General features: G+C 50.5%; 10 protein-coding genes. 4 read left to right on the top strand and 6 right to left on the bottom strand.

Annotated elements, in window-relative coordinates; translation table 11 throughout:
- Positions 1 to 593: hypothetical protein (locus BTA35_RS17905; protein ID WP_161489875.1), on the top strand; the 593-nt coding region annotated here is incomplete at its 5' end.
- 81 nt (positions 594 to 674) lie between these two features.
- On the opposite strand, the gene BTA35_RS10550 is transcribed toward BTA35_RS17905, so the two are convergent.
- Positions 675 to 2,144 carry a hypothetical protein gene (locus BTA35_RS10550; RefSeq protein ID WP_078319754.1) on the bottom strand — a complete coding sequence of 490 codons (1,470 nt, stop codon included), beginning with the start codon at positions 2,142 to 2,144 and terminating at the stop codon, positions 675 to 677.
- A gap of 378 nt (positions 2,145 to 2,522) precedes the next feature.
- Between BTA35_RS10550 and BTA35_RS10545 the strand changes: the two genes are divergently transcribed.
- Together BTA35_RS10545 and BTA35_RS10540 are read left to right on the top strand one after the other, a co-directional pair.
- Positions 2,523 to 3,389 carry a M48 family metallopeptidase gene (locus BTA35_RS10545; RefSeq protein ID WP_078319753.1) on the top strand — a complete coding sequence of 289 codons (867 nt, stop codon included), beginning with the start codon at positions 2,523 to 2,525 and terminating at the stop codon, positions 3,387 to 3,389.
- A gap of 46 nt (positions 3,390 to 3,435) precedes the next feature.
- Positions 3,436 to 3,714 carry a hypothetical protein gene (locus BTA35_RS10540; protein WP_078319752.1) on the top strand — a complete coding sequence of 93 codons (279 nt, stop codon included), beginning with the start codon at positions 3,436 to 3,438 and terminating at the stop codon, positions 3,712 to 3,714.
- A gap of 98 nt (positions 3,715 to 3,812) precedes the next feature.
- On the opposite strand, the gene aroE is transcribed toward BTA35_RS10540, so the two are convergent.
- The 5 genes from aroE to dprA form a co-directional block, all read right to left on the bottom strand.
- Positions 3,813 to 4,652 (bottom strand): shikimate dehydrogenase, encoded by an 840-nt coding sequence (aroE, locus tag BTA35_RS10535; RefSeq protein ID WP_078319751.1) that lies wholly within the window; start codon positions 4,650 to 4,652, stop codon positions 3,813 to 3,815.
- Position 4,653: 1 nt separating this feature from the next.
- On the bottom strand, positions 4,654 to 5,394 hold the full coding sequence (locus BTA35_RS10530) for a hypothetical protein (RefSeq protein ID WP_078319750.1): 741 nt from the start codon (positions 5,392 to 5,394) through the stop codon (positions 4,654 to 4,656).
- 151 nt (positions 5,395 to 5,545) lie between these two features.
- Positions 5,546 to 6,463 carry an oxygen-dependent coproporphyrinogen oxidase gene (hemF, locus tag BTA35_RS10525; RefSeq protein WP_078319749.1) on the bottom strand — a complete coding sequence of 306 codons (918 nt, stop codon included), beginning with the start codon at positions 6,461 to 6,463 and terminating at the stop codon, positions 5,546 to 5,548.
- Between the two features lie 241 nt (positions 6,464 to 6,704).
- The gene (gene tsaC, locus BTA35_RS10520; protein ID WP_078319748.1) at positions 6,705 to 7,274 is read right to left on the bottom strand and encodes an L-threonylcarbamoyladenylate synthase type 1 TsaC; all 570 of its coding nucleotides are present in this window, start codon (positions 7,272 to 7,274) and stop codon (positions 6,705 to 6,707) included.
- A gap of 200 nt (positions 7,275 to 7,474) precedes the next feature.
- Positions 7,475 to 8,755, bottom strand: coding sequence for a DNA-processing protein DprA (dprA, locus tag BTA35_RS10515; RefSeq protein ID WP_078319747.1), 1,281 nt, complete (start codon positions 8,753 to 8,755; stop codon positions 7,475 to 7,477).
- 366 nt (positions 8,756 to 9,121) lie between these two features.
- Between dprA and def the strand changes: the two genes are divergently transcribed.
- Positions 9,122 to 9,631 (top strand): peptide deformylase, encoded by a 510-nt coding sequence (gene def, locus BTA35_RS10510; RefSeq protein WP_078319746.1) that lies wholly within the window; start codon positions 9,122 to 9,124, stop codon positions 9,629 to 9,631.
- Positions 9,632 to 9,663 lie beyond the last annotated feature (32 nt).

Below are 9,663 nucleotides of genomic sequence, written 5' to 3'. Positions count from 1 at the left end.
AGCTAGCCCGCTCCGCAGAAGATCATTTATCCAAGGGGTTTCAAGGCTTTGAAGCCTTTAAAGAAAAGCAAGCCGCTAGACACACCGATATAGATATAAATAGTCTGGATGTTGCCTTGGTGGATGGCCAACTGAAGCTCAGTGCACTCGATGAGAATGGCCAACCTATATCAGATAAAAAGCTCGCATCAATTGAAGACGCATTTTTTAAAGAGGAAGGGCTTGTTAGATCGCTAACACTTGGCCTATCGGAGCTAACAGAATCAATTGCGCACTCCACATCAGAATTTTTCAGAGATTATGATCTTGAGTTCAGCAGCGAGGGCACCGTAAAGGACGGCCGGTTTAGCCTGAATGATTTAGTTCAAGAGTATAATCAATATTTCGAGAAGTATTATGAGGATTCGAGTGAGAGAGGAACCATTTTAGAAGGTTACGATAAAATGACACCGACAACTGAAAAGTATAAAACATTTTCAGAACGACTTGAAAAGAATGGGTTAGAGATTTTTGCTACACTTAAGTTCGCTCATGAAAGACCCTCACGCTCTGAGTGGTCAAAAATGTCTTCACTCATAGACCTCAACGCTTAGCTATGAGGTCTCCAATGATCGCATAGAAATATAATTATATTTACTATGCGATCATTCTGAATCAAAAACTTTAATATGTGATCATAAGCATGTCAACTTTGAACCACCCGTGTTGTAATCTCTCTCGTAGTAACACATTTTCACTAACTTTTCTTGGCAGATATGGATAAAATAATTGCTGTCTATTTTAGTATCATTAGGTAAATAAACCTCGTAGTAACCTACTCCCCAATAAATATCCCACCATTCAGAAGGATTGGTTGGCGATCCACGGTGCACCCTATTATGAACATTAATAGGATCACGGGCTGCACTGCACTCATCTCCTTTCAATGGAACTGATCCATTAAAATAGCCATTCTCATCTGCCAATAGAATTACAGTGTCCAGTGGTCCTGATCCACTAGTCTCAATTTTAACGCTCACAGATGTAAGCGGAACAGGGTTATTATCGCTATCTCTAACGGTGCCTGAGAAGTTTATATTATCATGAGCTTCAATAGATGCCGTTTTTAATTGCGGAATACCCAGATCATATAACTTACCCGATTGCACTAAGAGCTTAGTCAGGTTTTCATTATTCCAGGCTTTAAAGTCTGTAACACTCTCAGCTGAGCCAGAATTATGAGCAACCAAGGAGTATTGAGCCGATGCCGGAGGCGGGTTATCCGCTGTGGCTCTGACCAGAAAGTTAACCGTGGTGTTTGGGGTTACGCTGTAAGCCCCTAACTGATTATTGGGTAACTGTACCCAGCTGCTGCCACTCCAGGTTTCAAGCACGAATTGCTCACTGGCACTAAAGCGCAGGTTCAGCTTGACCTGATCCGGCTCTACAGTATAAGAGAAAAAGTCTAAATCATTAGTATTATCCAGATTACCCTGAATGACTGCATTAGTTTGAAGGCTGGTGCTTTGGCTGACTTTATCATTGGCTTCCTGACTGTCAATTTGGGTATAACCCTGCCAGCCAAAAACAACCGGGTCTGCCGAGGCTCCTTGTGTCGCTTGTGCGACCAGTACGTAGGCTCCCGGTTGCACCTTAGCAAAGGTTTTTTCTACGGCTGCATTAGCCTGAAAAGACGCATCCAGTTGTGTTAGGCCGTTCTCGTCATGCTTGAAGAGGAACAGGTCGTAATTAACCTCTGCTGGAATATTCAGCAGCAGACCTTCAATTTTAGTTTCTGTTTCTACAAGGGTGCTGACACAAGCAAACTGCCCCTGAGCCGAAAACGTCAAAGACAAGCCGCTGCCAAAATCAAGATTGGGGCAACCGGTCTGCTCGGCAACGCTGCTACCTGTTGCAGAAAGTGTCTGTCTTCCGGGTTCAGCCGACAACATACTCCGACGGGTCTTAGGCTCAACAGCCAGAGAATAGTCTTGCGTCAGGTCACCGTGTTCCCGTCGTTTTTCACCGGGAATATCAACGTAATCCTCGTTATAGATTGAAGGAACCGGTGTGCGGTCAAAAGGTGCATTCTTGATATCCACCGATACGGCAGATACGGCAGAAGAAACCAGCAGCAGAGCTGCCGGAGCTATGGCTTTAAGCATAAAAATTCCTTTTTAAGCAAAGTGAAGTCGCTACCCGCCCCTCAATTCATTTGACGGGACAAACAGGTAACAGGATAGATAGAAGTTGCCTTTTTCAGTAAAAGGCCAGATCTGAAAACTGCCAGAAAAGCAGTCAATGGGAGAGTGTCCATATCCATTCCTTGGGTGACTCATATACCTCCTGTACATGATGAAGCAATAATAGAATAAAAGCTCTGGGATTCAATACATCACAGGTCTAGCTGCATTCTGTTAAAACAGACACTGTACTCTGCAAGTGAATCAGGGATAATCAGTCTACCAATCCCGTTTGATGAATTTTTCTGAACTTCGCCTTTATTCAGCGCGATTTCAGCTTACAACGACAGGTTTTCTGCTATGTCATCAGCAACTTCGTTCCGCAGTACTTTCCGTAATAAAGCCCGCAGTGCGGGTATAAAACGCTGGGCCAAACGCGCTTTGATTACCGGTGTCAGTGCCGCTCTGCTAACCGCCTGTGCGAGTTCACCCACGGGTCGTCAGCAGCTTAAGCTATTCCCCAGCTCTGAGATCGATCAGATGGGCGTGCAGTCCTTTGCTCAAATGAAAGAGGAAACACCAGCAACCAATAAGACTGCCACCAGTCAGTATGTCAACTGCGTAGCCAATCAGGTCATTGCTCAGGTGCCGTCAAAGTACGGTATCGATAGCTGGGAAGTTGTAGTATTTGATTCTGAACAGGTGAATGCCTTCGCGCTGCCCGGCGGTAAGGTTGGCGTTTATACCGGCCTGCTGGACGTTGCGGAAAACCAGCACCAGCTGGCAGCGGTGATCGGTCATGAACTGGCTCATGTACTGGCAGAACACGGTAACGAACGTGTCTCCACCGCTTATGCGACCCAAACAGGCCTGGCTCTGGCCTATAAGATCAGCGGCGAACCCAGTGAGCAAAAAGACCAGCTGTTTGCTCTACTGGGTATAGGTTCACAAGTCGGTGTAATACTTCCTTTTGGCCGGATTCAGGAGAGTGAAGCGGATATCATCGGACTGGAACTTATGGCCGAAGCAGGCTTCCAGCCTGAACAGGCCGTGTCACTGTGGGAAAATATGGCTAAAGCAAGCGGAGGCCAAAGCCAACCAGAGCTTCTGTCAACACACCCATCCCATGACCGCCGGATTAAAGATCTGCAGGAACAGATGCCGAAAGCCAATGGTCTTTATCAGCAGGCAAAAGCCGCTGGCCGAGTACCAAGCTGTAAGATCTGATCTGTCCGATCAGCAACTGATGATTTAAAAGGTAACGCAAAACGAGATGATGTATTCGATTAAAAACCGCTGGGTACTTTGGGGCTTAGCGTTAATGGTTGTCCCATCCGTCGCTATGATGAGTGGCTACTGGGCAGAACTGACCGAAGTCCAGAAGTGTATTGCTGAAGGCATGGGCTTTGATTACCGGGTGGGCGAATGCATCGAAGGACGCACCATTTTCGTCCCCTTCTCTGAGCGTCAGCCGCTGCTGGTGAACAGCGGTATCCTGTTGTCGATGCTGGGCTTGGTGCTGTGCCTGATCGGGCTTTATAAGAAGCGCTGATTCAGACCGTGGAGTGTGGGTCGCCCTTCAGGGCGTCAGCCGTTAAAAACAACTGACGGGCTAAAGCCCGACCCACATACTGATTCCGTATTAACCGATCAGCCTTTCAACTGCGCCCTCAGATCCGCCAGTACCTCTGTGGTATCAGGCTGAACGCCACGCCAGATACGGAACGACTCGGCAGCCTGCTCCACCAGCATACCCAGGCCATCCATCACCTTGGCCGCGCCATGCCCCAGTGCCCACCGGTTAAAGACCGTGGTTTCTGCACCGTACATCATGTCGTAGCAGGCTGCGTTAGCTGCCAGCAGACTATCCGGTAGCGGAGGCAGATCACCGGCCAGGCTGGCCGCCGTACCATTGATGACCCGATCAAACTGCCGGCCTTCAAGATCGCTAAACCCACAGGCAGAAAGGGTGCAACCTTCCGGCACCAGGTCTTTAAAGATATCAACGAGCGCTTCCGCTTTGGAAACGGTACGGTTAGCAATCACCACGGAAGCCGGTTTCTGCTCCAGAATCGGTTCGATAACACCGCGCACCGCGCCACCGGCTCCCAAAATCAGTACCCGCTGACCACTGATACCAACCTGCTGATTATCGGTCAGGTCACGCACCAGGCCAACACCATCTGTGGTATCGCCCCAAAGCTTACCATCTTCCGCCAGCCAAAGCGTGTTCACGGCACCGGCGCGCTGGGCACGGGCGGTCAGTTGCTCTGCGGTTTCAAAAGCATCCTGCTTGAAAGGTACCGTGATATTGCAGCCCCGCCCCTGATCCGCCAGAAAAGCACGCAGGGATTGAGCAAAAGCATCCACCGGTGCCAGCAAAGCTTCGTAGCTCAGCAGTTGCTGGGTCTGACGGGCAAACGCCTGATGGATCTGTGGCGATTTGCTGTGGGCGATAGGGTTGCCAAATACAGCATAACGGTCTGTCATCTTAAACCTCCGTTACCTGAGACGTTGCGACCTGGCCGGACGTCACTTCCATCACCACTGGCTTCAGTGCCTTAACGAGACCTTCCGGGTCTCCATAAAAATCTTCATGCTGGATTTTCTGGTAACAACCACGGTACTTAATGGCAAAAGTTGGATAACCCTGACCTTCCGACGAGGTCATCATGTTATGACCCTGAGTAAACAGCGGGTCCATCAGGTCGGACCAGGTTGCTGGTTTACTCAGCTTCTCTTTCAGAGTGGCCTGATCAGCTAACAGGCCATCGGTAGCGCTGATCAGAAGATCGGTTTCATTCAGGCTGAAACCTTCACGGAAGTGGTGGTTCTGCAGACGCTTGATGTAATCCAGTGTCTTTTCCGGCTCACCTTGCAGAATCAGCTCGTGAATGGCGATACTGGCCGGACGGGAGTCCAGCTTGCAGCCCGGCTGCTGAATCATCTGCTTAAAGTCAGCACCGATGGGTTGACCGGTAATCTGCTCAATACGCTGACTGGCCGCAAGAATATGATCACAGAAGCGTGGCCCCAGAACCCGGGACTCACGAATAAGCCCCCCCAGATAGATCTGCCACTGCAGCTGATCACCAAACGCCTCTCGCATCGCGTCCACAATCGGTGCTGCGGCGTAACACCAGCCACACAGCGGGTCCATGATGTAGGCAACCTGAAGTTTATGTTGGGTATCGTTAGTAGGCATCGATTCGTTAGCGGCCTGTTGGCTCATCTTCTGGCTCCTGCAATGGTGTTCAGGAACGTCTTTCAGCAGACGTTTCAGCTATTAAATGGAACAGTGTAAAACCGGGAAGCGGGTCACTCCCCGGCGCTCTCTACGTTAAGGGGTTAGATTAAGAAATTACGTTAAAGAACCAGGATCATCAGACCCAGTCACGGTGCGGCAGGAAGCGTTCATAAAGCTCAGCTTCGGCACTGCCCGCTTCCGGCTCATAGCCGTAATCCCAATGCACGACTGGCGGCAGAGACATCAGGATCGACTCGGTACGACCACCGGATTGCAGGCCGAACAGGGTGCCACGGTCAAAGACCAGATTGAACTCCACATAGCGACCGCGACGGTAGCACTGAAACTTACGCTCACGCTCACCAAATGGCGTCTCTTTACGCTTGGCAACGATAGGACGGTAAGCCTCCAGATAGCTGTCACCCACCGCCTGAATAAACTTAAAGCACTCTTCAAAGCTGCCGAAAGTGGCTTCGTTCAGATCGTCCATAAAGAGACCACCGACGCCTCGGGCTTCATCACGATGCTTCAGATAGAAGTACTCGTCACACCATTTTTTGTACTTCGGATAAACCTCTTTCCCGAATGGCTCACAGGCTTGCTTCGCTACCTGATGCCAGGCAACACAATCTTCTTCAAAGCCGTAATACGGTGTCAGATCGTAACCACCGCCAAACCACCAAACCGGCTCTTCGCCTTCTTTCTCGGCAACGAAGATACGCACATTCATATGGGAGGTTGGTACATAAGGGTTTTCGGGATGCATCACCAAAGAAACGCCTGCCGCATGAAAACTCCGACCTGCCAGTTCAGGACGAACTGCAGATGCACTTGGGGGTAGTTTTCCACCAAATACATGGGAGAAATTCACGCCGCCTTTTTCAAACACCGCACCCTCGGTGATCAAACGGGTACGACCGCCGCCACCCTGTTCACGCTGCCAGTTATCTTCCTGAAAGCCAACCTGGCCATCTTCTTCAGCAAGCCCCGCACAGATACGATCCTGCAGATCAAGCAGATAGGATTTAACGGCTTCAAAATCGACAGCACTCATGATGTTCTCCGGTGGTTAACGTCTCAGCCAGACTCTTAAAAAAGCGATCGATCACAGAGCCGGACTGAGAAAAAAGATATGGAGGCTCCGGGCAGGAAACCCAATCAAAAAAGTTGCCGCAAATACTAGGGGGAATAACTTGCGGAAACAAGGGACAGAGGTGTCAGCTCCGGTTGCATGAGACGGGATAGGGCTGGGGATAAGATCAGAATCACTGGAGGGTGTGGATAATAAATCGGTATTAAGGACGCAGGGTTTCACCGGTCAGCAGATTACGAATGGTGCTTGGCTGACCCAACCCACCCAGTTCACCGGATAAAACAAAATCCAGACGATCATCAAAGTAGGTGTGGATATCTTCTTCGCTCAGCGCCGGGGCTTCTCCCGCCGGGTTGGCCGATGTGGAAACAATGGGACCACCAAAGGCTTCACACAACGCCCGCACCAGAGGGTGAGCTGTTACCCGCATCGCCACCAGTGGATGCTGACCTTTGATCAAAGCCTGTACTTTATCCGAAGGAGGCACTAACCATGTATTCGGGCCTGGCCAGGTGTGAGTAAGTTGTAACTTTTTCTCATGGGAAAGTCCTTCCATAAAGGAAGAGTCCATATAGGGCAGCACCTGTTCATAACTTGCCGCGATCAGAATAACCCCTTTGGCGGGATCCCGTGATTTCAGTGATAACAGCTGCTCCATCGCTTTTGTATTATGCGGATCACATCCCAGCCCCCATACCGCTTCGGTGGGATAGGCGATCACCCCACCCTGTTTCAGAGTATCGGCCGCTTGCTGAATCAGTTGTTTGTCCACGTTGTTCTACCTGCTTATGTCGGAGTCAAATATAGCCTGCGGCAAAGTATCGAAATATCAGTTCAAAAAGATCGGTTTGCCTCTCTCCTTTCAGGCGGGGGAAAAATTAACCAAGGTGTTATGGAGATGCAAGCGAAACCGTTCTGATAAGGCTCCAATAGATAAGTGGGTCAGGGATAAGTTCCGCTCCGGTAAAGCACTTAGGCAGTCTGCCATCGCCCTGCGTTCTGACTCAGAAACCCCTGCATCTCCAGCATCAGGCAATGCTGACTGATCTGTGGAGCCTCCATCTGACAGTGCAGCACCAATTCATCCAGGTTTCCTGCACCAGCTTTCACTGCCTGCCAGATCTGATAGGCTTCCGGCGAGGCAAATTCCTCCGGACTGCGATCCTCTGATCGCTTACTGCTATTGCCTGAAGCCGCTGCTTTACTGAAAAGGGATCTTTGTGGATCAACAGCGGCAGAACCGAACGGTTCAGAATGAACAGGCATCGGAGCGGCACTCTGCAACCAGTGACTCAGTTCCTCATGCATATCCATCACGGTTTCGGTCAGTTTCGCTCCCTGCTTAATCAGCTGATGGCAACCTTTGCTCTGGGCCTGATGAATCGAACCCGGTATGGCAAACACCTCCCGGCCCTGCTCACTGGCAAGCCGGGCACTGATCAGGGAACCGCTTTTCAGAGCTGCTTCAACCACCAGAAGCCCAACACTCAAACCGCTGACAATACGGTTTCGCCGGGGAAAGTTCGGGCCCCTTGGTGGCGTACCCAAAGGATATTCACTGACCAGCAAACCAGCATTGGCCACGGCCTGTTGCAGACTTTTATGGCGGGCAGGATAACAGCGATCGATTCCGGTACCCAATACCGCAAGGGTTTTACCATTGGCCTGCAGGGCACCCTGATGGGCTGCTGCATCGATGCCTTCGGCTAAACCGCTTGTAATGGCCCAGCCCAGCTCTGTCAGCGCACCAGCAAAAGCCCTGGCATCTGATAATCCGATGGCAGTAGGTCGCCGAGCCCCCACAATGGCTAACTGAGGTTTGTGCAGGAGCTCTGCATCACCCTGCAGATAAAGCAGTAGTGGTGGATCTGATATTTCAGATAACAGATAGGGGTAGCTGCTCTGCCCTAACGCTAACAGCTGGCGGCTTGGGTGGCCCTGCAGCCATTCGAGTACACCGTCCCGCTCCGGCCAGACCAGGCCATCACTAAAAGGATCGCTGATCCGCTGCTCGAATGTATGCAGCTCATCTGTTGAAATACGTTGTTGTTTTTGCAGCAGGTTCAGAACGAGTAGCCAAAACGCGTCGCCGCCACAGCCCACGCCCTCCTGCTCAGCAAAGGCTAACAGGTCTCTTAGACCCGCAGGGCCAAGACCTTTCAAGGATGATAATGCAAGAAAGCGCAAACGGGTCTGAATATCGGGTTGGATTGAGGCTTTACTCCGGTCACCAGAGGTAAATTCGGGGGACATCCTGTCGCTCCTTAATATAAATCCTTTGCAGCTGCCCAAGGTCAGGTACCGCAACCAGAAGGCCAGCGTAACCAGTATTAATCATCACCACGACGGTGTTAATAGCAGTGTAGCGCACTCAGGCCGCAGCAGAGAATCCTCTGCCACAGCTCAATAGTAAGAGACCGGGAAGTTAAGCTTATTCCACTCAAGAGATTGCCCCTGGGGAACCTCCCCCCTACAATACCAGTCAAATTTTACGGAAGCGGCTGATTGTACGCTTCCCGAGACAAAAATTATCCGGACAGAGTGACACCTATGCACTGCTGAAAGCAGTGTTGAAACAGAGCAGATCTGTCCCAGACAGTATTAATAAAGGCAAATGCCATGGCAGTTCTTGAAATTTTAGAGTACCCGGATACCCGCCTGCGCACGGTCGCTAAGCCGGTGGCAAAGGTTGACGACAGTATCCGCGAGATCGTCGACAATATGTTTGAAACCATGTTGGATGCCAACGGAATTGGTCTGGCAGCCACTCAGGTCAACATTCATCAACAGATTATTGTGATTGATGTTTCTGAAAACCGTGACCAGCCTCATGTTCTGATCAACCCGAAGTATACTCCGCTGGACGATGAAACGGAGATGATGCAGGAAGGTTGCCTCTCGGTTCCTGAGTACTACGCTGACGTTGAACGCGCGCTGCGCGTTCGCCTGAACGCTCTGGATCGTAATGGCGATGCTTATGAACTGGAAGCCGATGGCCTTCTGGCACACTGCATTCAGCACGAGTGTGATCACCTGCAGGGCAAGGTATTTGTTGATTATCTGTCCACAATGAAACGTAATCGTGTGCGTAAACTGATGGATAAGCGCCATAAAGAACAGAACCGCTAATACCGGTTTTAGTTCTGCCAGGCCAGCCACCG

Origin of the sequence: Oceanospirillum linum (genome assembly GCF_001995095.2) — a bacterium.
GTDB classification, from domain to species: Bacteria; Pseudomonadota; Gammaproteobacteria; order Pseudomonadales; family Halomonadaceae; genus Oceanospirillum; species Oceanospirillum linum.
Note: the sequence above shows the minus strand (reverse complement) of the source record. Positions and strands in the feature narration are given on the sequence as shown.